The sequence below is a fragment of the Microbispora bryophytorum genome (genome assembly GCF_043197435.1).
Lineage (GTDB): Bacteria > Actinomycetota > Actinomycetes > Streptosporangiales > Streptosporangiaceae > Microbispora > Microbispora bryophytorum.
The window spans coordinates 191,385-213,431 of record NZ_JBICTF010000004.1 but is presented as its reverse complement, the minus strand read 5'-3'; the positions used below and the strand labels follow the sequence as shown (position 1 = coordinate 213,431).

Below are 22,047 nucleotides of genomic sequence, written 5' to 3'. Positions count from 1 at the left end.
TCCGGCTCACCGGACCGAGGAGGCGATCCGCATGGCCTCGACGCGGTCCGGCCCCTCCAGCCGCAGCCCGACCAGCTTGTGCTGCCAGATGAGCGTCGGCCCGGCCACCCGCTCCTCGCGCGGCGCGCCGCCGTCCCCTGGCACGTACGACACGCCGTGGGAGCGCGGGATCCACCATCCGCCGACGACGCCCACCTGCTCCGGGAACGGTTCTCCGAGTTCCTTGTGCCAGACGACGCCCAGCGTGCCGTCGAACTCGTCGAGCCGGACGCCCGGCCACAGCAGTGTCACCACCCGGCCGCCGTCGGCGAGGCGGACGTCGGACGGCTCGCCGAGCGCGGACGGCACGGCGACGGGGAAGCGGGCGCTGCGCCGCGCCTCCTCCAGCGTCACCCGGCGCTCGCCGGGCAACGGACTCGGCACTCCCGTGGGCAGCGGCCCGGCGCCGCCCACGTGGATCTCGACGCCCGCGATGCGCAGCACCGACACGACCGCGGCCCGGCCCTGCGGTGTGGCCCCGAGCAGCACGGCCGTCAGCACCGCCACCGCCGCTGCCGCGACGCGCGGCGACGGCCGCCACGCGGCCCGCGGCCGTGCCCTGTCGCCGGCCCCGCCGTCCTCGATGCGGGCGCGTACGGCACGCGCCACGTCGGCGGGAGGCGGCACGGGGGCCATGGCCAGTTCCTCGCCGAGGTCCCGCAGCCGCGTCTCGAGGTCCTCCGGCGCGATCGGATCTCTGTCATCCGAAGTGCTCACGGCCCACCTCCTCCCGCAGACGCCGCAGGGCCCGGAACGTCCGTGACTTGACCGTGCCGAGCCGCACGCCGAGGACTTCGGCCGTCTCCGCCTCGGACAACTGCAGGAAATACCGGCAGACCACGGCTTCGCGTTCCCCGTCGGACAGCGCGCGTACGGCCTCCAGCAGGCGGGCCCTGCCGTCGGCGTCCACCGCCGCGCTCTCCGGGTCCCCGGGGTCCCCGGGTCCGTACGGCTCCCGCTCGCGGCCCAGCCGTACGGCGAGGTCGGAGCGGCGGCCACGCGACCGGGTGAGGTCGTGGGTCTCGTTGGCCACGATACGCAGCAGCCAGGGACGGAAGGACGAGCCCCGGCGGAAGCCCTTGAGGTGGCGGAACGCCTTGACGAACGCCTCCTGAACGACGTCCTGCGCCTCGTCGGCCGCGCCGAGCAGGCTCGCCGTACGGTGGGCGACCGCGCTGTAACGGGTGACCAGCACCTCGTAGGCGTCGAGGTCACCGGCCAGAGCGCGGATCACTGCTTCGTCGTCGTCCATAAAGGGCAATCGGGGGATCGGGGCGGAGGTGAAGCCTACGATCAGGCGGGCATTCCGTCCACAGGGGTGTCGACGGATTCCCCATGCTGTCCGAAGAACCGTGCTGTCCGAAGAACGGAGCTGCCTGAAGAATGGAGCCGCCCGAAGAACAGAGCCGCGCGAAGCTCCCATCCGCGGCCCCTCCGGCGAAGCGGACGCCCGCCGATGGGTCGGGCACTACACTTTCCACGACCGTCAGCGTGCAGATCGAGGATCCTATGTCTGGGTATGACCGAGTAGTCCAGCCGGCGGCCGGGGACGAGGCTCTGGAGAACCACCTCGGCGGCGACGAGGCCAAGAACTACCGGCAGTACGAGTTCGACATGGTCGCGCCGCACGTCGGGCGGTCGCTCCTGGAGATCGGGTCGGGTCTCGGGCATTTCGCCGAGCAGTTTCTGCCGCGCCTGGACAGGCTCGTGGTGAGCGACTTCGATCCCTACTGCGTGGAGCAACTGCGCCAGAGGTTCGCCGACCGCGACGACGTGTCGGTGCTCCAGTTCGGCCTGCCGACCGAGATCCCCCTTTCCGACCCGGTCGACACCGTCGTGATGATGAACGTCCTCGAGCACATCGAGGAGGACGCCGAGGCGCTGCGGTCGCTGGCCAAGGTGACCGCTCCCGGCGGGCGCATCGTCATCTGGGTGCCCGGCTACATGCAGCTCTACGGGGACTTCGACCGCAAGGTGGGGCACGTCACCCGCTACACCCCCGCTACCTTGCGCAAGACGGTCACCGACGCCGGCCTCGACGTGCAGGTGCTCAAGCCGATCAACTTCCTCGGCGGCATCGCCTGGTGGGCGGCCGTGCGGCGGGGTGGCGTGGGCTACCCCGACCCCCGGCTCGTCAAGATCTACGACCGCACCGTCGTGCCGCTGACCCGGCTCATCGAGCGGTTCGTCCGTCCCCCGTTCGGCCAGACCGTGTTCTGCGTGGCCCGCGTCCCGCGCTGACGCACGAATGCCGCGCGGAGCGGCCCCCGGAGACCCGCATTGTGCAACAAATGCCTTCTACCTGCACAATGGGTCCCCCATGAGTGAAACCAGGATCCTCGTCGTCGAGGACGAGCCGAACATCCGGGACATCGTGGAAGTCGCCCTCAGGTTCCACGGCTTCCGGGTGACGGCCGTGGGCACGGGAGCCGCGGCGCTCGGCGAGGTGCTGACGAACCAGCCCGACCTGGTCGTCCTCGACGTCATGCTGCCCGACATCGACGGCTTCGAGGTCTGCCGGCGAATCCGGGCCGACGGCGTGCACCCTCCCGTGATCTTTCTGACCGCCCGCGACGCGGTCGCCGACACCGTGCGCGGGCTGACCCTCGGCGGCGACGACTACGTCACCAAACCGTTCTCGGTCGAGGCACTGGTCGCGCGGATCCGCGCCGTGCTGCGCCGTACGACCGTGCCGGAGGCGGCCGAGCGGGCGCACGGGCCGATCCTCCAGGTCGGCGACCTGGAGCTCGACGAGGCACGCTGGGAGGTGCGGCGCGGCGGCGTCCCGGTGGAGTTGTCGCCGACCGAGTTCCGCCTGCTGGCCTTCCTGATGGCCAACGCCGGCCTGGTGCTCACCAAGCGGCGCCTGCTGGAGGAGGTCTGGGGCTACGGCGGGAGTTCGCAGGTGCTGGAGACCTACATCTCCTACCTGCGCCGCAAACTCGACCCGCTCGGCCCGCCGCTGATCCACACCCAGCGCGGCATCGGATACTCCCTGCGCCCGCCCCAGGACATGTGACGGACCGGTGATGTCGCTCAGGACACGCCTGCTCGCCGGGCTCCTCGGCGTGAGCGCGGTCCTGCTCGTCGTCTTCTCCCTCGTCAGCGTCGTCGTCCTGCGTGGCCACCTGCGCACGCGGCTGGAGGGGCAGGTGGTGGCCGCGACCGTCACGGCGGCGCGCCGGGTGGTCGAGGGAGACCCGCTCGACCAGGCGCTGACCGGCTCCACCTACGCCGTCGCGGTCTACAACCTCACCGAGCAGCACGCGCACCTGGTCGGCGGTGACGCCGACGAGGCCGAGGCCGTACCCGGCCTGACCGAGGCGCTGGGCAAGGACAGGCTGCTGGCGTACGCGGCGCAGGGCCGCACCTTCGACCTCGACCCGAGCGGCGGTCACCAACTGATCGCGGCCGCGGCGATGTCGCCGAGCGGCCTTCGGCTGATGGTCATCGCGGTGCCCCTGGACGCGGTGGACGACCCGGTTCGCCACCTCCTGATCAGCGAACTGGCCACCGGCGGGGTGCTGATCCTGCTGCTCGCCGCGGGTGGCCGGCTGCTGATCGCCGGCGGCCTGGCGCCGCTCGGCAAGATGGCGCGCACCGCCCATCTCGTGGCCGAGCGAGTCGACCTGTCGGCCCGGATGCCCGAGGGCCCGTCGGAGGTCGGCAGGCTCGGCGCCGCGGTCAACCTCATGCTCGACCGGATCGCCGACGCCTTCCGCGACCGGCAGGCGTCGGAGGACCGCGTGCGCCGCTTCGCCACCGACGCCTCCCACGAACTGCGCACCCCGCTGTCGACCATCTCCGGGTATGCGGAGCTGTACCGGGCCGGGGCGATCCCGCCCGAGGATCTGCCCAAGATCATGGGACGGATCGAGGCCGAGGCCGACCGCATGGGCCGCCTGGTGGGCGAGATGCTGGAACTCGCGCGGCTCGACCGGGGCACCGCCCTCGCGCTCGACGCGACCGACCTGGCCGAGATGGCCCGCGAGGTGGCCGCCGACTCGGCCGCCCTCGATCCTGCCTACCCCGTCACGGTGGAGGCGCCGCCGTCCCTGGTGGCGACGGTGGACGAGGCCAGGGTCCGCCAGGTGCTCGTCAACCTGCTCGGCAACGTGCGGGCGCACACGCCCGAGGGCACCCGGGCCACCGTACGGCTGCAGCGCGTCCCGGAGTCGGTGGCGATCGAGGTGCGCGACACCGGCCCGGGGATGAGCCCGGAGCAGGCCGCACGCGCCTTCGACCGCTTCCAGCGCGGAGAGGACCACCTGTCCGGCGGATCGGGGCTCGGCCTGTCGATCGTGAAGGCCATCGTGGAGGCGCACGGCGGCCGGTGCCGCATCGTCTCCTCCCTGGGCGGAGGAACGGCCATACACATCGCGCTTCCCGCGATGCGAGAGGCTACTGGCGGGTAGTTAACGAGGAGAGCTCGTTTCACCGCCGAGGAGGTCGATGATGACGACCGAGTACGCCAAGGCCAGGGAGGTGGCCGAGCAGGCGCGCGAGACGGAGTGGACCCGCCCGAGCTTCGGCAAGCAGCTCTTCCTCGGGGACTTCCAGCTGGATCTCGTGTATCCCGCCCGCCGCCTCTCCGAGGAGGAGATCAAGAAGGGAGACGACTTCCTGCGCGCGCTGCGCGCGTTCCTGCAGGAGAAGGTCGATCCCTCCCTCATCGAGCGCACCGCTGTGATCCCGGACGAGGTGGTCAAGGGCCTGGCGGCGATCGGCGCGTTCGGCATGACCACCGAGGAGGAGTACGGCGGGCTGGGGCTGAGCCATCTGTACTACTGCCGCGCGCTGGCACTCGTGACGTCGTGCTCCCCCGCGCTCAGCGCGCTGCTGTCGGCCCACCAGTCCATCGGGGTTCCGCAGCCGCTGCGGCTGTTCGGCACCCCCGAGCAGAAGCGCCGCTTCCTGCCCCGCTGCGCCCGGGGCGAGATCTCCGCCTTCCTGCTGACCGAGCCGGACGTGGGGTCCGACCCCGCCCGGCTGTCGACGACCGCCGTCCGGGACGGCGACGCGTACGTGATCAATGGCGTGAAGCTGTGGACGACCAACGGCGTCGTGGCCGACCTGCTGGTCGTGATGGCACGGACCGGGGCCAAGATCTCGGCCTTCGTGGTCGAGGCGGACTCCCCCGGCATCACCGTGGAGCACCGCAACCAGTTCATGGGCCTGCGGGGCATCGAGAACGGCGTCACCCGATTCCACCAGGTGCGCGTGCCGGTGGAGAACCTGATCGGCCGCGAGGGCCAGGGCCTGAAGATCGCGTTGACCACGCTCAACACCGGGCGCCTCTCCCTGCCGGCGACCTGCGTCGGCGCGGCGAAGTGGGCAACGAAGATCGCCCGCGAGTGGGGGTGCGAGCGGGTCCAGTGGGGCCGGCCGGTCGGCCGGCACGAGGCCATCGCCCGCAAGGTCGCCTTCATCGCCGCCACCGCGTACGCACTGGAGTCGGTGGTGGACCTGGCCAGCCGGATGGCCGACGACGAGCGCAACGACATCCGCATCGAGGCCGCGCTCGCCAAGCTGTACAGCACGGAGATGGCCTGGCGGCTCATGGACGAGCTGGTGCAGATGAGGGGCGGGCGCGGCTACGAGACCGCCGAGTCGCTGCACGCCCGCGGCGAGCGCGGCGTACCCGCCGAGCAGATGCTGCGCGACCTGCGGATCAACCGCATCTTCGAGGGCTCGACCGAGATCATGCACCTGCTCATCGCCCGCGAGGCGGTGGACGCCCACCTGTCGGTGGCGGGCGAGCTCGTCGATCCGAAGGCCGGCCTGCGGGCCAAGGGGCGGGCGGCCACCCGGGCCGGCGCCTTCTACGCCCGGTGGCTGCCGAGCCTGGTGACCGGGCCCGGTCAGGTGCCCACGTCGTACGCCGAGTTCGGCCCGCTGGCCCAGCACCTGCGGTTCGTCGAGCGGACCAGCCGCAAGCTCGCCCGATCGACCTTCTACGGCATGTCGCGCTGGCAGGCGCGGCTGGAGCACAAGCAGGGATTCCTGTCGCGGATCGTGGACATCGGCGCCGAGTTGTTCGCCATCACCGCGGTCTGCGTGCGCGCCCAGGAGGACTCGGCCGAGCACGGGCGCAAGCCGTACGAGCTGGCCGACACCTTCTGCCACCAGGCCAGGCAGCGGGCCGAGGCGCTGTTCGACCGACTGTGGGACAACACCGACGACGAGGACGTGCGGCTGGCCCGGCGGGTGCTCGACGGGCGGTACACGTTCATGGAGAACGGGATCGTCGACCCGTCGCTGGAGGGCCCGTGGATCGCCTCTCAGCGCACCGGCCCGTCCATGTTCGAGGACGTCCACCGGCGCATCGGCTGACGGGAACGGCACGGCCCCGCCCCCGATTGCGGGGGGCGGGGCCGTGCGGCGAGGTCGGTCAGGCTCACACGTCGAGGCACCACATCGTGCCGTAGCCCGGAACGTAGCAGCGGTACCAGCCCTCGGGCTTCTGGGCGTGCGCCGGGGCGGACAGGACGCCGAAGGTGGTGACCGCGACGGCGGTGGTGGCGAGAACGGCGGCGACTCGCTTGATTGACTTCACTGGTATCTCCTGTGCAGGGAACGTCTGTTTGACGTGTTCGAGTACACAACGCCCCACTTGTCGACGTCTGGTGATCCACTTGGAGACGGCTTGGTCGCCTTGGACGGAGCGAAAACCCTTTGTCCGGCGATACGGCGAGTTGTTACTGTCACCCGCATGTGGATTCTGTACGGCGACCGCTGATCAGCCCTCTGAGTGGCTGATCCGCTCAGCTTTCCGGCCCTGTCCATTCGACGCGGCAGCTGAGTGACGGCACCTCGGTGCCGCGTTCCCGACGTACAAGGAGATCCCGTATGCGTACTCGCGCGTCCAGCAAGGGCGGCAAGCGGCAGAACCCGCGCACGCCGCAGCCCCAGCGTTCCTTCCCTCCGCCGCCGCGCCAGATCCCGGCGCCGCCCATGCGGCCGGTGCGGCAGCCGCGGCGGCTGCCGAGAGCCAAGTAAGCCGCTTCGTGGCCGGAAAGGGCACCCCAGGTAAGCCCGGGGTGCCCTTTCCGCGTGAACGGTCGGATCCTCGCGCGAACGGTCAGAGACGCTCGATGATCGTGACGTTGGCCTGGCCGCCGCCCTCGCACATCGTCTGCAGGCCGTACCGCCCGCCGGTGCGCTCAAGCTCGTGGAGGAGCTTGGTCATGAGGATCGCGCCGGTGCCGCCCAGCGGGTGCCCCAGCGCGATCGCGCCGCCGTTGGGGTTGGTCCGCGCCGGGTCGGCCCCGATCTCCTTGAGCCAGGCCAGCGGCACCGGGGCGAACGCCTCGTTGATCTCGATGACGTCGATGTCCCCGATCGTGAGCCCCGCCTTGGCCAGTGCCCTGCGGGTGGCCGGGATCGGCGCCGTGAGCATGTAGACCGGGTCGTCACCGGTCAGCGCGAGCGTGACGATCCGGGCGCGCGGGACCAGCCCGTGCTCGCGCACCGCCTGCTCCGAGGCGATGAGCAGCGCCCCGGAGCCGTCGGAGATCTGCGAGGAGGTGGCCGCGGTGATCCGGCCGCCCTCGCGCAGGGTCTTCAGCCCGGCCATCTTCTCCAGCGTGGTGTCCGGCCGCGGGCCCTCGTCGTCGGCCACGCCGTTCACCGGGGCGATCTCGTCCCTGAAGTGGCCGTTGGCGATCGCCTTGGCGGCCCGCTGGTGGCTCTCGTAGGCGTAACGCTCCAGCTCGTCACGCTCCAGGCCCCACTTCTCGCACATCAGCTCCGCGCCGCGGAACTGGGAGATCTCCTGCTTGCCGTACCGCTCGACCCACTTGTCGCCGAACGGGAACGGCATGCCCTTCTCCAGCGCCGCCGAGATGCTCGACCCCATCGGGACGATGGACATCGACTCGACGCCGGCCGCCACGACCAGGTCCTGCGTGCCCGACAGCACGCCCTGCGCGGCGAAGTGGATGGCCTGCTGCGACGAGCCGCACTGCCGGTCGATCGTGACTCCTGCCACGGTCTCCGGGAGGCCCGCGCTGAGCCACGCGTTGCGCGCGATGTCCATGGACTGCGGGCCGAACTGCATGACGCAGCCCATGATCACGTCATCGACGGCGGCGGGATCGACGCCGGTGCGCTCGACGAGCGCTTGAAGAGTGTGGGCGGCCAGGTCGACCGGGTGGACCGCGGAGAGCCCGCCCTTCTTCTTGCCGACCGGCGTGCGGACCGCCCCGACGATGTACGCCTCTGCCACAGTGCCTCCATAAGAAACCGAGCAATGTTCGGTTAGTGAGAGGTTACCTCAGAACTTTCGTCGGGGGAGGCGACGGTAGCCCTGGTCGATCGGCACGCCGGCGGACGCGTTGGCGGGTTCCGTCCATGACCGTGGTCGATCGGCGCGCTGGTGGTGCAATGGCGGGCGCGTTGGCGGTCATGGTTCAGGCGTGACCTCCCGGAAGCACGTCGGCGACCTCGGCGATCTGGAAACCCCGGCTGTCGGCCGCGATCCCCCGGAGCCCGTCCGCGAGCGCGAGCGCCACGGCCGCCCGCGCGAGCAGCGCCCCCCGCGCCCCATCCGTGTCCTCCGTGTCCTCCGTGTCCTCCGTGTCCTCCGTGTCCTCCGTGTCCTCCGTGTCCTCCGTGCCCTCCGCGTCGTTCCGGCTCGTCGCGGCCTCCGCGCCTTCCGCGGCCTGCGCGCCCTCCGCGTCGGAGCCGGCGCCCGTGCTCGCGCCCGTGCTCGTGCTGGCGTCTTCGCTGTCCGAGCCGTCATCCAGCGGACCCGGGGCCGCCTCCGCACTCGTCACGTCTTCCGTCCGGTCGTCGGCCGCAGCTCCGGAGGCCGCACCGGCAGGCTCGGCGTCCTCGCCCGCCTCCTCCTCCGTACGCGCGACCGGGGAGACCCGGGCGATCGCGACTTCCGTGAGGTACGGCCAGCGAACCTGGGCGGCGGGCGGCAGGCGATGCCCCTCCTCCACCGTGACCAGCACGTCGGCGCCCGCGTAGACGTCGGCCACCCTGCCACGGCGGACGGGGACGTGGACGACGCCCTCGATCAGCTCGCCCTCCGGCCACCGTGCGGTGTCCACGGCGTCGGCGTGCCGCAGCGACTCGGCCAGGATCGGCAGGATCTCCTCGGGCTCCGGCACGGCCGGCAGATAGACCAGCGGGTCTCCGCCGTCCTCCGCCGGATCGAGCGGCTCACCCTGGCAGAGCGACCAGCCGCCCAGACGGTAGGCGATGCCCTCGGCGAGGCTCTTGTCGAAGAAGTCCACCGGCAGCGGGCCCTCGGCGGCGATCCGGCACGCCCAGAGCCTGTCCTCGTCGGGCACGCCGAGCTTGGCGAGGACCTCTCCGGTCAGTTCGACGGGCGACTCGATGCGCGACCCGCCCGCGAGGATGTCGTCGCCGTCGGTCCTCGCCTCGGGATCGGCGAGTTGCGCGACCGCCAGCAGTGTCTTCGGATCCGGCCGGGCGGGCAGCAGCGCCGTAGGCCCCGTGCGCAGCCGGCCGGGCAACAGGAGTTTCGACAACCAGCCCATAGGCCCTCCTCATGATCGGTCGAAGAGACCATAGCCCTCGACGGCCGCTCACCACGAGCCCTCTCGGCGAGGTGCCTCGGCTCAGGACTTCGACTTCGCCAGACGCGTGCCGGTCATCGTGGCGTAGACGATGACGTTGTCGATGTAGTGGCCGGTCATGTGGTTGTATGTGCCGCCGCAGGTGATCAGCCTGAGCTCGGCGTTGTCGGCGTGCCCGTACACCCGGTTGGTGGGGAACGTCTGCTTGTCCGCCTGCTCGATCCCGCCCACGGTGAAGATGGCCACGGTCCCGTCGAGGCGGTACACCTCGATCTTGTCGCCGTACGACAGTTCGTGCAGGCGGCTGAAGACGGCGCTGCGCGAGGTGGTGTCCTTGTGGCCCAGCATGACGGCCGGGCCCGCCTCACCCGCCGTCGGGCCACCGCGATACCAGCCGACCAGATTGTGGTTGCTGATCGGGGGCGTCTGGATCGCGCCGCTGCGGTCGAGGCCGACCGAATTGATCGGGGCGTTCACGCCGATCTTGGGAATGACCAGGCGCTTGGGCGTCGAGGGCTGCATCGCCGGAGCCGCCGGGATCTTCGGCACCGGCGGAGGCGCGGTGGCGACCGCCTGTGTCAGCGGCTGACCGGCGCCGCCCGGGCCCACGGAGGGGGCGAGCCCGTTCTGCGGCGCCGCGAGCTTCACCGTCTCACGGGCCGACGCGGCGTACTCGTCGGGGTTGTTCACCATGATCACTACGCCCACGATCACGACGACCAGACCCAGGATGGCCGCCGTGATCAGCACACGCCGGATGGTCTCCGCGCCGCCGCCCGGCGGCTTGTCCTCCGGCGGCTGTGGCGGCGGCTGCATGTGCTGCATGTGAGGCAGCATGACCGGCTGGAAGACCGGTTGGCCGTAAACCGGCTGGGGGTAGCCCTGCCCGCCCGGCCCGAGAGGCACGCCGTACGGCTGGCCCGGCGGGTACTGTCCAGGTGGCGGGATGGTCATGGCTCGTCCTACCGCCTCACCGGGCGGCGACGGGTCCGGAGCACGAGTCCGCCGGCTCCCGCCGCCAGCATGAGCGCGGTGCCGGTGAGCACGAAGAGGCGAGCGTCGGGGCCCGCCTCGCCTCCGCCGCCGGTGGCCGCGCCACCTCCGGGCGTGCTCTCGACCTGGGCGGACTTCGTGGTCTTCGTCTTGAGCGGCGTGGGCGACGCGAAGACCGTCTCGAACACCGTCTTGGTGTTATGCGGCGTGGGCGAGGCGCTCGCGGAGGGACTGGCGCTGGCACTCGCGCTCGGGGACGCCGAGGGGCTCGCCACCGCGATCGTCGCGACCGCGGGAATCGTGTTGGCGCCTGTCGTCGCGACCGCGCAGTTGTAGAGCGCGGTGGGCGTGGTGGTGGTCGTGCCCGTGCCGGCCGGCGCGATCATGCTGATCTTGAAGTCCTTCGCCGTCAGCACGACGGAGGTGGCCCCGGCCGACGGCGTCACGGTCAGCGTCGCGGTGGGAAGCGCCGGCATAGGCCCCTGGGCCGCGACGACCGCGGTCAACGCCGTGCCGGTCGGCGAGGGCGTGGACACTCCCGCGGTCATACCGACCGGCAGCACCGACGCCGACACAGTGGGCTGCAACTCGATCGTCGCGCCGCTCGCGATCTGCACCGGCACGGGGAACGGCGAAGTCGTGAGCGGCTGGATGCTCAGGGTCGCGGTGTACTGAGTGCCGGTCACCGCCGAGGTGCTCGCGTTGAGCGTCACGGTGAAATCGTGTGTGACGGCGGTGCCACCGGAGGTCCCCGGGCTGCACGTGTATGTCACGGTCTTCGTGTCGGCTCGCGCGCCGAGCGCGCTCAGGCCCAGGAGAAGGCCCGCGCTGACCACTCCGGCCGCGGCGGCCCTTCCGGCGACTCGGCCCCGCGCCTTTGACTTCAGCACTGACTTCTCTCCACTTCGATGCTCGCAGTCAACAGGCGTACCAGCATTCCAGCATACGGTCACGGTCAGGTAGAGATCTTACGGACAAAAACCCCAAGACCGCCTCCAGTTGCTCAAACTTTCTCGCTTCTTCGGCATGTCCGCGTCCAGCCGGACGCTAGTGCCCGCCGTACGAGCCGGGGTTCGGGCCGAAGCGCCGCAGCAGCAGCCCTCCTACCGCCGCCGCGGCCATCAGCGCCAGGCCGGTGAGCACGACGAGCCGGGCGTCCGGGCCCGCGTCGCCCCCGGCCCCGGTCTGCGCACCGCCGAGCGGCGTCGTCTTGATCTGCTTGGTGGCCGTATGGGAGGCCGTCGCGGTCGCCGTGACCGTGGTGGTCGTCGTGGTCCTCGGGCTCGGGCTCGGGGTCGGCGTCGTCGAGGCTCCGGCGCTGGGACTGGGCGAGGTGTTCGTGTTACCGGCCGGGCTCGGCGAAGGGGACGGCGTGGCGGACGGCGAAGGAGACGAGGAGGCGACGACGGTGAGCGCGAGCGACGCCCGCGTCGCGGACTCCGGCAGCGTGCACGTGTAGAGCGCCTCGCCCGTGCCGGCGGTGTCCCCCGCCGGTCGCAGTTTGAGCGTGAAGTCCCCGGCCGAGACTCCGATCGTGCCCACCGCCGTCGGAGTCAGCGTGACGAGCAGTTCGGGGATCGGCGTCAGCGTGGCCGACGGTGAGACGGTCGACGCAAGCACCGTTGAGGCGGACGGGCTCAGCGTGATGGCCGAGGGACTTTCCTCCTGCGTGCCGGTCTCGGTGTCGTCCGTGGCCGAGCCGGTGTCCTCATCGGAGGGAGTCGCACTGGCTGAGGGCGACGCACTCGGGGAGGGTGACGCGCTCGGGGAGGGGCTCGCACTCGGGGAGGGAGCGGCCGATGCGGACGGCGACGCCGACGGAGAGGGCGTGGGAGTCGGCGATGGGCTGGGAGTGGCGGACCCGCTCACGACGGGAGCGCCGGTCACCTCCATCAGGCCCTCGGCGATCATGACGTCGTTCGGTGCGATGCCCGTCGCCGGCGCCACCATCGCGCTCTGGCCGCTCGACGGCGACGCGGGAGCGATCCGCCAGGTCACGGTCGCCGCACTGCTCACCACCGGGTCGTCGGGCGCGACCAGGGTCACGTCCACCGGGTAGGTCGCGGCGACGCCGCCCGCCGGAGTGCAGGAATACGGCACGATCGTGGTTTTGGTCGCCGCGAGCACGGGCCACGTCATCAGGGCCAGTGCGGCCGTCGCTCCCGCCGCCGACCGGGCCGCGATGCGACGCCTGGCACTCCTGCGCCGGGCACTGGGGTCGGGCACGACGTCTCTCCTGCCACCACAGTCACGTACGAAATAACGAACAGTCTCCCAGCAGTTGACCACCGCCATAACCGGCGGGCCCCCTATGTCAGGAAATTCTCAGGGAACCTTCATCGCCCTCCCACGGTAGTGAGGGTGGAGGTATCGAGATGAGACGACTACTCGTGGCCCTCGCGGCGATGGCCGCGATCCTCGCGCCGGCCCTGCCCGCTCACGCGCGGGCCGGCTTCTGGGCCGTGACCGAACTCGACCCGTTTCCCGCCCAGGTGCGGCCCGACGTCCCCTACACGGTGGGCTTCTGGGTGCTCCAGCACGGCACCCATCCGTACGAGGGGCCCGGCGGCCTCGATCCGATCGGCCTGCGCCTGACCGGGGAGGACGGCACGACGCTGACGTTCGGCGGAACGCCGCTGCCGGAACCCGCCCACTACGCCACGTCCATCAAGGTGCCGGCCGGACGGTGGCGGGTGCAGGGCCTGCAGGGCATGTTCGGGCCGTACGAGATCGGCACGCTCACGGTGCCGGGCGGGCTGAAGGCGGCTCCGCCGCAGTTCCCGGTGCCCGCCGGCTCCGAGGTCATGGATTATTGGGGGCCCGTGAAGCCGCCCGGATTCCCCTGGAAGGCGGCGTCCGTCATCCCCAACCGTCTTCCCGCCGCGACGCCCGCGACGTCCGTGGCGTCCGCTACGTCCGGGGCGTCCGCTACGTCCGGGGCGTCCGCGCAGCCGGCCGGGGCCGCCCAGCAGGTAAGGGCCACGCAACCGGCCCAGGTCTCCGCGGCCGTCGGTAATTCCTCGCCGTGGCGTCAGCCGTACGCGCTGGTGATCGTCGCGGTGGCGGCGGTGGCGGGCACGCTGCTGGTCCAGCGCGCGGCCCGGGCGGCCGTACGGCGCAGGCCGCACGATCCGCCCGAGCGCGAGACGCGAGACGGCGAAGAGGTGATCAGTAGGGGCTGACGCCCGCGATCACTTGCCCTTGGTCTCGGTCAGCGTCGCGTAGACGATGATGTTGTCGGTGTAGTGGTGCTGCTTGGCGTTGTAGACCCCGCCGCAGGTGATCAGCCGCAGCGACGACGTGATCGTGTTGCTGTAGACCCGCTTGGTCGGGAACGTCGACTTGCTGACCTGCTCGATCCCGTCCACCGTGAAGATCGCCATCTTGCCGTCCGCGCGGAGAACGGCGATCTTGTTGCCGCGCTTGAGCTCGCGCAGGCGGCTGAAGACGGCGGCGCCCTTGCGAGTGTTCACGTGCCCGAGAATGATCGACGGCCCCTGGTCGCCGGGGGCCGGTCCGTAGCGGTACCAGCCGGTGAGGCTGGGCTTGCTCAGCGGCGGCGTCTGGATGACGCCGGACTTGTCCACGCCCACCGAGCCCACCGCGGCCTTCACGCCGATCGCCGGAATGCTGATCTTCAGCGGCCTGCCGGTGACCTGCTTGGTCGTCGTCTTCTTCGCGCCGGACGACAGCGGCTTCGTCGACGACGAGGCCACGCTCGTGAGGGTCAGCGGGGCGATCGGCTGCATCACGGGAGACGGCGGCGGGGCGGCCGGGTCCGCCGCCGTGAGCGGGACACCGGGCCCGCCCGGGCCGACTGTCGGCGGCAGGAGGGCCACGTTGCCCGCGTCCTGGACGTTCACCGCACCCGCGACCGGTCCGCTGTCCGGAGAGTCCGAGGGGCTCAGCACGACGAGCATCCCGGCCATCACCGCCGCGATGCCGCCGAACGACCCGGCCACGAGCAGGGTCGCGAGGACCGGCTGAGGCAGCGGCTTGCGCGTCTTCTTGGCCTCGGTGCCCGCGTCACCCTGCTCGGGGACGCCACCTTCAGGAGCGTCGTTCATCGTCATCCTCCTCAGCCCCGCTCGCCCGAGTGCGCCGCCCTGCGCCGGAGCATGGCCACACCACTGAGCATGCCGATCATCAACAGTGCGCCGCCCGAGCCGATCAGCAGCATGGCCGAGGACGACACGCGCTCGGGAGCCTCACCGGTCTGCGCGCCGCCCTGCGGCGTGATCGCCACCTGCGCCACGCTCGGTGTCGCGGTCAGCGTCACCGTCCGCGTCGCCGTCGGCGACGGACTGCCCTGCGTCACCACCGCCGTCACGATGTAGTTCTGCGTCTGCGCCGCGGCCGGCGACGGGCTGGCCGACGGAGAAGGCGAAGGCGTGGCCGACGGCGAAGGCGACGGCGAGGGGGAATGGGACTCATCGCCCGGGTCCTCGTCGGTGGGACTGACCGAGGGACTAGGGGAAGCACTCGGCGACGTGTCAGGCGAACTGTCCGGCGATGGGCTGGCCGGATTGTCGCCACCGCCCCCGATCTCCACCCGGACGGCGATCGGCCCGTTGGTGACTTCACAGGTGGCGCGGTAGTCCTGCGGTGGGTTGGCCATTTCCTTGGTGATCACGCGGAAGGCGTCGAGCTGACCCCACTTGCCGTCCTCGACGTTCTTGATCGTGATCGTGTGTTCGCCGAACTTCAGGCCGCGGAACTTCCACAGGGTCTCCCCGCCCTTGTTCGCGTCGTTAACCACCGTGCCATCGTCGTTCTTCGACGGGTCGATCCGCGGCGGGGTGCCGGGATCATCGCCGATGAAAACATCGATCGCTCCGGCACGCTGGTCCTTCTGGGCGACGTAGTCGATCCCGGTGCCCGTGAAGGTCAGCGACGCCCAGGCGTCTTTGGCCGTGGTCCGATGCAGGTCGAAGTGGTAGTCCCTGTTCTGGCTCGGCTGGTCGTTGAGGTCTTCCCAGCCAAGACCATAGGTGATCGCCGGGTCGTCGTCGTTCACCATGAGCTGGGAAGCAGGCGGCCGGAAATCGATGAACAGCTTCCCTGGCCGGATGGTGACGGTGCCCTCCCGCTCCGTGTGACCGGAGTCCGAGATACCGTCCGGCAGCCGGAGCGGGCTGCCCTTGACCATCGCCTTCGACTGTTCCACGAACCCCTTCGGCTCAAGCTGGCCAATCCAGGCGCCGTCGATGTTGACTCGCCCGGTCACCTCGGTCCGACCACCGTTGGGCAGGCGTACGGGCGCTCCCAGCCGCGTCGTGTCCTGGTAGTTCAGCTTCCACTCGACGTTGAGGGGGTCACCGACGTTGAGCGTCGTCGGCACGGTGAGCCACGTCCGGAGATTCACGGGCCCGGGGCCAGTACCGGCGATGCCGTTTATGCAGGCGTAGTCGACAGCGACAGTGGCGGCGGCGGTAGCGGCGCCAGCCGTCGATGACGGTGTGACGACCATCGCCGTACCGGCAAGGCCGAGGGCCAAGGCAGCCACGGCCTTAGGAAGACCAGCTTTCCACCGAATCACCGCATACTCCGATCACAGGACCGCCCTGGCGGGCCTATAGCAAACCGAAGGTAGATCTTAGGGGCAACCGAAGCGGTCAAAGTGGTCATTATCACGAAGGTTTCGTAGTTGTGACCGTCCGTACGATGCGAAGTCGATCGACCGGCGGACGACCAGAATCGTATTCTGGTGCGGCCAACAGATTCTGAGCCCGGAAGGCGTACCCGATGCGGCGAGACCTCTTCGACGAGGAGCACGACCTCTTCCGTGAGACCGTCCGTGAGTTCATGGCCCGTGAGGTCGTTCCCCACCACGCGCAGTGGGAGAAGGACGGCATCGTCCCCCGCGAGGTGTGGAAGAAGGCGGGCGAGCTGGGGATGTTCGGCTTCTCCGTGCCGGAGGAGTACGGCGGCTCGGGGATCACCGACTTCCGCTACAACATGGTGATCGTCGAGGAGGTCATCCGCGTCGGCGCCAGCGGCCTGGGATTCGGCCTGCACAACGACATCATGGCGCCGTACATGGTCGATCTGACCGACGACGAGCAGAAGCAGCGCTGGCTGCCCGGCTTCGCGTCCGGCGAGCTGATCACGGCGATCGGGATGACCGAGCCGGGGGCCGGCAGCGACCTGCAGGGCATCCGGACCACCGCCGTCCGCGAGGGCGACCACTACGTGGTGAACGGGCAGAAGACCTTCATCACCAACGGCATCAACTCCGACCTCGTCGTGGTCGTGACCAAGACCGACCCCTCGGCGGGCGCGCGCGGCACCTCGCTGCTGGTGGTGGAGCGCGGCATGGAGGGCTTCACCCGCGGCCGCAACCTGGAGAAGGTCGGCATGCACGCGCAGGACACCGCCGAACTGTTCTTCGACAACGTCCGGGTGCCGGTGGCCAATCTCCTGGGCGGCGAGGAGGGCCAGGGCTTCTTCCAGCTCATGCACAACCTGCCGCAGGAGCGGCTGTCGATCGCGGTGGCGGCCGTGGCCGCGGCGGAGACGGTGCTGGAGGAGACGATCGAGTACTGCCGCAACCGCACGGCCTTCGGCCGCAGCATCGGCAAGTTCCAGAACACCCGGTTCCTCCTGGCCGAGCTGGCGACGGAGGTGGAGATCGCCCGCCACTACGTGGACAAGTGCGTGCGGGCGCTCAACGCCAAGGAGCTCACGGCGGTGGACGCCGCGAAGGCCAAGTGGTGGACGACCGAACTGCAGAACAAGGTCATCGACAGGTGCGTCCAGCTTCACGGCGGCTACGGCTACATGCTGGAGTATCCGGTGGCCAAGGCCTGGCTGGACAGCCGCGTGCAGACGATCTACGGCGGCACCACGGAGATCATGAAAGAGATCATCGGCCGGTCCTTCGGCTTCTGAGCCGCGCTCCCGACGCCCCGCTCCCGACGCCCCGCGCCTGGCGGCCCGCTTCGGGCGGCTGCTTCTCGCGGCCCGCTTCTGACTCCCGAGAATCAGCAGCCGATCAGCTGTGCTGCTGTCCCCAGATCAGCAGCATGGCCACCACGAACACGACCATCACGCCTCCATAGGCCACCGGGCTCAGCCGGAAGAACCGGCGCACCTTGTTCAGCAGCCACGCGAACAGGAGCGCCAGGAAGACCAGAAGGATGAGTCCGGTGTCCACACTGATCAGTATGCGCGGGTTTCCCCGTCCCCGCGTGCCCCTCGGCACAAGCCGGCGCGCAGAGACTCAGCGGGGATCTTCGCCGCCTTCGAGGATGCTGCCTCCGAGAATCACCCGCGCGACCAGCTCCGGGTCGTCGCTCATCGGCACGTGGCCGCAGCCCCGCAGCAGCAGCGTCCGCTGCCCCGCCCACCGCGCCGCCCGTACGGCCTGGCGGCGCGGCAGCAGCCGGTCGCGGTCGCCCCAGGCGATGATGACCGGCACCTGAGGCGGCGCGGGCGGCGCTGCCCAGGCCAGCGAGTCCAGCGTCTCCTCGAACCCCACGCACTCGCGCAGCGCCGTGGCCGCCGCCAGCACGGCCTCACGCGGCAGCCGCTCCGGACGGGCCACGAACAGGCCCAAGGCCAGCGCCTTCCCCCCGTCCGTGCCGGCCGCGAACGCGGGCAGTCCGTCCGCCCGCGCCGCCAGCCGCAGCAGGCGCAGCACGGCCCGCGAGTACGCGTGCTCGGCCCGGGACCAGAACCCTGCGGGAGACAACGCGACAGCCGTGCGGACGTCGCCGCTGGACGCCAGGTCGAGCGCGATGTAGCCACCCAGCGAGTTGCCGGCGACGTGCGGCCGGCTCAGGCCGAGCCCGATCCAGAAGTCCCGCACCGCCCGCCCCAGCGTCTCCACGTTGTACGGCGTGCCGTACGGCAGCGGCGGGGAGTCGCCGAAGCCGGGCAGGTCCACCGCGATGACGTCGTGCCGCTCCGCGAGCAGATCGAGGACCGGCAGCCAGCCGCGCCGGTGGTGACCGATGCCGTGGAGAAGGATCAGCGGCGGGCCGCTGCCGCGACGGTCGTGGGCGAGCTCCATGTGTCCGAGTCAAGCACCCGGGACGGCCGGAAAGAAGCGTCAGCGCGTCGCGTCCGTCGACGGCAGTTAACAGGCCCGCCGTTCGCTCGTCTTCTGCGGCTGCAATCATGTCCCGTCGCATTGGTTGAAAACGGAATGAACTACAAATGACCATCACAAAGCCGGACGAACACACCGGCATCGCCGACCTGCCGGAGCCGGACGCGAAGGCCGGCGTCGTCGATCCGTCCGAGCCGGACATGAAAGCCGGCGTCATCGACTTGCTGGAACGCGGCGGATCGGTCGTGGTGCCGGTCGGCATCGCCCTCTACGCGCTGCTCTATCTCGGCATCCAGCAGGTGTACGGCATCTTCAACATCAGCCCGGAGCAGGCGGGCATCGACCAGGCCACCATGTTCGGCCGCCTGGTGGGGACACTGATCCTGCTCGTCATCGCCGGCGCGCTGCTCGCGGGCGTCTTCGTGGCGGCCGTCTGGCTGCTCGACAAGGCCACCCTCGGCCATATGTCCCGCCTGATCCGGGCCGTTCGCGTGCGCCCGTGGGCCGCCGCGACCGCCGGCGCGCTGTGGTGCGGAGTGAGCTACTGGGGCTTCCTCGGATACCTCGGGCTGGGCGAGGGTGTGTCGATGGCCGGCGTCGTGATCACCGCGGCGGTGATCGGCGCCCTGGCCTTCCTCGTGCCGTTCCGGTTGCTGCGGCGGCGCCCGGCCGGCCGCGCGGGCATGAAGATCGTGGTGGCCGCGTTCACCGGCATCGGGCTGGGCTTCGCGCTGATGGGGCAGATGGAGAGCGACGCGATCGCCGTCGCCGAGAAGGGCCGGCCTGCCAGCCTGCTCCTGTCGATGGTGGGCTTCCAGGACCAGTGGGTGGTGCTCAACGACCGCGAAAGCGGCAAGGTGCTGCGCGGCGGGGCGGAGGTGCTGCTGCTCGGCGAGCGCGAAGGCACGTACGCGTTGTACGACTGCGCGCACCAGGAGACCTTCCGCATCTCCATGGAGGCCACCGTGCTGCGGCAGGTGACGCTCGAACCCGAGCGGCCGAGCGGCTACAGCTGCTTGAAGCAGGAGAACTGACCGTGACGCGCCCCCGCTGCGGGGGCGCGGCCACGGCCTAACGACCGCCTATGGGGATCTCGAACCAGACCGCCTTGCCCTCGTGGGTGGGGCGGGAGCCCCAGCGTCGCGCCAACTGGTCGACGAGGTAGAGGCCACGGCCGCCCTCGTCGTTCTCCCCCGCGCTGCGGATGCGGGGCAGCCGCAGATCCTGGTCGAAGACCTCGACCCAGACGGACTCCCCGCCCCTGCGCAGCCGCAGGGTGAACTCCTTGTCGCCCGCGATCTCCTCCTCGAAGCCCGGCACGTCCCACGACTCGTCGAACGGCAGCGGGGGCCCGTCGAAGACCAGCTCGCGGCGCGGCACGCTGGCGCTGGCGGCGTGCAGGACCACGTTGGTCACGACCTCGGAGACGAGCAGGCAGGCCAGCTCCGCGCGTTCCTCGGGCACCTGCCATCCCGCGAAGGCCTCCGACGCCATCCGCCGTGCCTCGCTCACCATGATCGGCTGGGCCGGGAACGTGCGCTCCTGGGACTGCAGCTCCGCGCCAGCGGAACGGACGACGAGGATGGCCATGTCGTCGTCGATCTCGCCGGGGACGGCCACCGTGGCCAGGTCGGCGATGCGCTCGATGGTCTCCCCCGACGCCTTGGCGAGCTTCTCCCGCAGGATGTCGAGCGCCTCGTCGTCGCCGGGGACGCCCGTGGCGGAGTCGCGCGGCGGCCTGCGATCGACCAGGCCGTCGGTGTAGAGAAGCAGGGTCGCGCCGGGCGGCAGAACCCTCGTCTCCTCCTTGTAGACCAGGTCGGCGTGCATGCCCTTGGCCCGCACCCCGAGCGGCTGGCCGACCTCGGTGATGTCCAGGTCTCTGACCTCGCCCTCCACGATCAGCAGTGGGGGCGCGTGCCCGGCGTTGGCGAACGACAGCTGCCTCGACCACGCGTCGTACACCATGTACTGGCAGGTGACGATCGGCGGGTTGGTGATGTCGGCGCCGAAGTCGTCGTGCTCCGGCGCGGCGACGATCCTGGTCCACTCGTCCAGGCGGGCGAGGATGTCGGCGGGCGGTTTGTCGTCCTGGGCGAAGGCCCGCAACGCGGCCCTGAGCTGGCCCATGACCGCCGCCGCCTTGGCTCCCCGGCCCTCGACGTCTCCGATCACTATGCCGACGCGGCCGGCCGACAGCGGGATCACGTCGTACCAGTCGCCGCCCACCTGGGTCTGGATGCCCTGACCGTGCGAGGCGAGCGGGGCGGCCGGGTAGTAGCGGACCGCGATCTCCAGGCCGTCGAGCGACGGCAGCGGCTGGCGCGGGAGCAGGTGCTTCTGGAACGACTCGGCGGTGTGCCGCTCCTCCTCGAACAGCAGCGCGTTGTCGACGGCGAGCGCGACGCGGGTGGCGATGGCGCCGACGAAGTCGCGGTCGAAGGTGTCGTAGTGGGGCGAGCGCCGGTTCGTGAGGTTCGACAGGCCGAGATACATCAGGCCGAGCGTCTCGCCGCGCACGCACAGCGGGGCGACGATGGCCGAGGTCATCCCGATCTCGCCGCACAGCCGGGCCGCGCCCTCGCTCGGCGCCGGGTAGCTGACCTGGGAGAGATCCTCGACGAGGATCGTCTCCTGGCGGCGCACGGCGCTCTCGGCGTAGTGCCCGAGGGGGTATCTGATCTCCGCGCCCACCGGCCGCCAGGTGTCCGGCGGCGGCGTCCAGCCGTTCACGTGGGTGGAGACCTTGCGCACCAGGCGGTCGCCCTCGACCAGTTCGATGAAGCAGTGGTCGGCGAACTGCGGGACGAGCATCTCCGCGACCCGGTTGAGCGTCTCCTCGACGTACAGGGAGCCGGCGAGCCGCTCGCCGATCCGCTCGAGCAGGCCGAAGCGGTCCTTCTCACGCTCGTTGCTGCGCATCGCCTCGCGGGCGGTGATCACGATGCCGCTCACGGACCCGGAGGGGTGCCGCAGCGGCACGGCCTGCGCGCGCACGTAGATCGTGGAGCCGTCGCCGCGGGCCACGTCGAACGTGCCCTCCCACACGCCGCCGCGCAGCACGTGCTTGGCCAGCTCGGCCGCGAGCGGGTGGTCCTTCTCCGAAATCCCCAGGGTGTGCAGCGACTCCTTGCCCGCAGGCGCGCCCACACGGCCGAACAACTGCTCGGCGAAGGGGTTCCAGTACAGGACATTGCTGAACCGGTCGGTCACGACCACGGCCATCTCCGCGTGGTCGAGAACGGAACCCGCCGAAAGGTGGTCGTCGGCGTCCTGTGACAGATCTCCCCATCGCCTCATGCCACGACCGTCCCTTGACGAGGTGGGTTCGCTATGCCGGGCACGGGCGCTCCTGCGAAGGCTGGGTCGCGAGAAATGAAAGGACTCCCTAGGGGATTCAACCAGGCACAA

21 protein-coding genes are annotated in these 22,047 nt (G+C 70.7%); 8 read left to right on the top strand and 13 right to left on the bottom strand.

Annotation, left to right across the window (positions count from 1 at the left end):
* Positions 1-6 precede the first annotated feature (6 nt).
* Both ACGFIB_RS14520 and ACGFIB_RS14515 read right to left on the bottom strand, forming a co-directional pair.
* Complete coding sequence (locus tag ACGFIB_RS14520; protein ID WP_357264492.1) at positions 7-756, bottom strand: hypothetical protein; 750 nt, start codon at positions 754-756, stop codon at positions 7-9.
* On the bottom strand, positions 740-1,291 hold the full coding sequence (locus ACGFIB_RS14515; RefSeq protein ID WP_357264495.1) for an RNA polymerase sigma factor: 552 nt from the start codon (positions 1,289-1,291) through the stop codon (positions 740-742). The genes ACGFIB_RS14520 and ACGFIB_RS14515 overlap by 17 nt, the downstream gene beginning before the upstream one ends.
* A 257-nt stretch (positions 1,292-1,548) precedes the next feature.
* Here ACGFIB_RS14515 and ACGFIB_RS14510 point away from each other — a divergent pair, with 257 nt between their 5' ends.
* From ACGFIB_RS14510 to ACGFIB_RS14495, 4 genes are all read left to right on the top strand, one after another.
* Positions 1,549-2,280 (top strand): class I SAM-dependent methyltransferase, encoded by a 732-nt coding sequence (locus ACGFIB_RS14510; protein ID WP_142574478.1) that lies wholly within the window; start codon positions 1,549-1,551, stop codon positions 2,278-2,280.
* 79 nt (positions 2,281-2,359) lie between these two features.
* Complete coding sequence (locus ACGFIB_RS14505) at positions 2,360-3,058, top strand: response regulator transcription factor (RefSeq protein WP_142574477.1); 699 nt, start codon at positions 2,360-2,362, stop codon at positions 3,056-3,058.
* Between the two features lie 10 nt (positions 3,059-3,068).
* A complete protein-coding gene (locus ACGFIB_RS14500) occupies positions 3,069-4,454 on the top strand; it encodes a sensor histidine kinase (protein ID WP_357264498.1) in 1,386 nt (461 codons plus the stop codon).
* Between the two features lie 37 nt (positions 4,455-4,491).
* The gene (locus tag ACGFIB_RS14495) at positions 4,492-6,372 is read left to right on the top strand and encodes an acyl-CoA dehydrogenase family protein (protein WP_373292456.1); all 1,881 of its coding nucleotides are present in this window, start codon (positions 4,492-4,494) and stop codon (positions 6,370-6,372) included.
* Between the two features lie 64 nt (positions 6,373-6,436).
* Here the strand turns inward: ACGFIB_RS14495 and ACGFIB_RS14490 are convergent, their stop codons facing one another.
* A complete protein-coding gene (locus ACGFIB_RS14490) occupies positions 6,437-6,595 on the bottom strand; it encodes a hypothetical protein (protein ID WP_357249700.1) in 159 nt (52 codons plus the stop codon).
* Between the two features lie 293 nt (positions 6,596-6,888).
* Here ACGFIB_RS14490 and ACGFIB_RS14485 point away from each other — a divergent pair, with 293 nt between their 5' ends.
* Positions 6,889-7,038 carry a hypothetical protein gene (locus tag ACGFIB_RS14485; protein WP_167748393.1) on the top strand — a complete coding sequence of 50 codons (150 nt, stop codon included), beginning with the start codon at positions 6,889-6,891 and terminating at the stop codon, positions 7,036-7,038.
* Between the two features lie 82 nt (positions 7,039-7,120).
* On the opposite strand, the gene ACGFIB_RS14480 is transcribed toward ACGFIB_RS14485, so the two are convergent.
* From ACGFIB_RS14480 to ACGFIB_RS14460, 5 genes are all read right to left on the bottom strand, one after another.
* On the bottom strand, positions 7,121-8,266 hold the full coding sequence (locus ACGFIB_RS14480) for an acetyl-CoA C-acetyltransferase (RefSeq protein ID WP_142574475.1): 1,146 nt from the start codon (positions 8,264-8,266) through the stop codon (positions 7,121-7,123).
* A 184-nt stretch (positions 8,267-8,450) separates the two neighbouring features.
* A complete protein-coding gene (locus ACGFIB_RS14475) occupies positions 8,451-9,551 on the bottom strand; it encodes a hypothetical protein (RefSeq protein ID WP_393371859.1) in 1,101 nt (366 codons plus the stop codon).
* 81 nt (positions 9,552-9,632) lie between these two features.
* Positions 9,633-10,544, bottom strand: a complete 912-nt coding sequence (locus ACGFIB_RS14470) for a class F sortase (RefSeq protein WP_393371856.1) — start codon at positions 10,542-10,544, stop codon at positions 9,633-9,635.
* Between the two features lie 8 nt (positions 10,545-10,552).
* On the bottom strand, positions 10,553-11,473 hold the full coding sequence (locus ACGFIB_RS14465) for a hypothetical protein (RefSeq protein WP_393371853.1): 921 nt from the start codon (positions 11,471-11,473) through the stop codon (positions 10,553-10,555).
* Positions 11,474-11,630: 157 nt separating this feature from the next.
* The gene (locus ACGFIB_RS14460; RefSeq protein ID WP_393371850.1) at positions 11,631-12,809 is read right to left on the bottom strand and encodes a hypothetical protein; all 1,179 of its coding nucleotides are present in this window, start codon (positions 12,807-12,809) and stop codon (positions 11,631-11,633) included.
* 149 nt (positions 12,810-12,958) lie between these two features.
* Between ACGFIB_RS14460 and ACGFIB_RS14455 the strand changes: the two genes are divergently transcribed.
* Positions 12,959-13,765, top strand: a complete 807-nt coding sequence (locus ACGFIB_RS14455) for a hypothetical protein (protein ID WP_393371847.1) — start codon at positions 12,959-12,961, stop codon at positions 13,763-13,765.
* Between the two features lie 9 nt (positions 13,766-13,774).
* Here the strand turns inward: ACGFIB_RS14455 and ACGFIB_RS14450 are convergent, their stop codons facing one another.
* Entirely contained in the window at positions 13,775-14,650 is an 876-nt protein-coding gene (locus tag ACGFIB_RS14450) for a class F sortase (protein WP_393371844.1), read from the bottom strand.
* Positions 14,651-14,661: 11 nt separating this feature from the next.
* A complete protein-coding gene (locus tag ACGFIB_RS14445) occupies positions 14,662-16,089 on the bottom strand; it encodes a hypothetical protein (RefSeq protein ID WP_393371841.1) in 1,428 nt (475 codons plus the stop codon).
* 239 nt (positions 16,090-16,328) lie between these two features.
* On the opposite strand from ACGFIB_RS14445, the gene ACGFIB_RS14440 reads away from it, so the two are divergent.
* A complete protein-coding gene (locus tag ACGFIB_RS14440; RefSeq protein WP_142574467.1) occupies positions 16,329-17,474 on the top strand; it encodes an acyl-CoA dehydrogenase family protein in 1,146 nt (381 codons plus the stop codon).
* A 103-nt stretch (positions 17,475-17,577) separates the two neighbouring features.
* Here the strand turns inward: ACGFIB_RS14440 and ACGFIB_RS14435 are convergent, their stop codons facing one another.
* Both ACGFIB_RS14435 and ACGFIB_RS14430 read right to left on the bottom strand, forming a co-directional pair.
* A complete protein-coding gene (locus ACGFIB_RS14435) occupies positions 17,578-17,739 on the bottom strand; it encodes a hypothetical protein (RefSeq protein ID WP_167538831.1) in 162 nt (53 codons plus the stop codon).
* 66 nt (positions 17,740-17,805) lie between these two features.
* Positions 17,806-18,597, bottom strand: coding sequence for an alpha/beta fold hydrolase (locus ACGFIB_RS14430; RefSeq protein ID WP_393371838.1), 792 nt, complete (start codon positions 18,595-18,597; stop codon positions 17,806-17,808).
* Positions 18,598-18,743: 146 nt separating this feature from the next.
* On the opposite strand from ACGFIB_RS14430, the gene ACGFIB_RS14425 reads away from it, so the two are divergent.
* Positions 18,744-19,670 carry a hypothetical protein gene (locus ACGFIB_RS14425; protein ID WP_357249672.1) on the top strand — a complete coding sequence of 309 codons (927 nt, stop codon included), beginning with the start codon at positions 18,744-18,746 and terminating at the stop codon, positions 19,668-19,670.
* Positions 19,671-19,707: 37 nt separating this feature from the next.
* Here the strand turns inward: ACGFIB_RS14425 and ACGFIB_RS14420 are convergent, their stop codons facing one another.
* Positions 19,708-21,936: an ATP-binding SpoIIE family protein phosphatase gene (locus ACGFIB_RS14420; protein WP_142574464.1), complete on the bottom strand. Its 2,229-nt coding sequence runs from the start codon at positions 21,934-21,936 to the stop codon at positions 19,708-19,710.
* Positions 21,937-22,047: the final 111 nt, after the last annotated feature.